The sequence below is a fragment of the Bacillus sp. 17RED48 genome, from assembly GCF_019837545.1.
Classification (GTDB): Bacteria; Bacillota; Bacilli; order Bacillales; family Bacillaceae_G; genus Bacillus_A; species Bacillus_A wiedmannii.
In genome coordinates this window covers 1-888 of sequence record NZ_JADAXG010000052.1, presented here as the reverse complement: position 1 = coordinate 888, position 888 = coordinate 1, and the positions used below count along the sequence as shown (strand labels likewise).

1 pseudogene is annotated in these 888 nt (G+C 37.2%); it reads right to left on the bottom strand.

What is annotated here, in order from left to right:
- Nucleotides 1-888: pseudogene (locus ILT06_RS32180) on the bottom strand (putative mucin/carbohydrate-binding domain-containing protein); the annotation flags it as partial.

Below are 888 nucleotides of genomic sequence, written 5' to 3'. Positions count from 1 at the left end.
TCCACTCCATCCAGATATATCATTTCCTAAATTCCAAGAAGATGGCTTGTTATTCCATATAAGTGCACAATGTCCAGGTTGTCCAACAGGCATAGCTGCCACTCCAAATGCTTGACTTACTTGCGTACCAAACTTCGAAATATTACCGCATACCCCGCCAAATCTGTAAATGGAAGAAAGATTCCAACCTAAACCGTAGAATGCATCATTTCCAGCGTGAATGCTAACTCCATCTTTGTTATGGGTTACATAATTAACCAAATATGCACTTTCCCCTACCTTATCTTGATTTTTAAGTTCTGGATGTTCCGTATTAATCATATTTCTTGCCCAAGTTAAATCTTCTTCTGGTGACCAAGTATTCACTACTAATCTTAAATGCCAAACATCATATGTTCTAAAGCAAGGAAGTAACTCATTATTTTGATCTGCTGATTTATAATGTTGGTACCTTGTTAATGGATTAATAGGTTGATTGTTTGTCCAATATTTTATAGGTTCAGCATGAGCTAACGATGTAGCTATCGCTAATTTTAAATACAATCCTTCGTGAGAATTTGCATCCGCATTCCAGATTGTATTCCATATCTCAAGTGCATTTACAGGATTTTTTCCAGTTGGACTACCACCTTCAAGATAGGTATTCATCACATCTGTATTTTTCATAGCCCACCCAAGAAATTTCTGATGGTCAGCATCTTTTTTTGCAAATGTAGCCATTGTTACAGCACCTGTTTGTGATATGAATTGCCACTGAGCTAAAGCTGCTGCAAATACTGGGTCTGCAAGCTTCTTTTTCAAGTTTTCTTCAGTCGTACCCCCCACATTTCCATTCAAATATGCTGTGAGATTTTTCAAATGGGCTTCAAAATTACCATTTGCAATGGA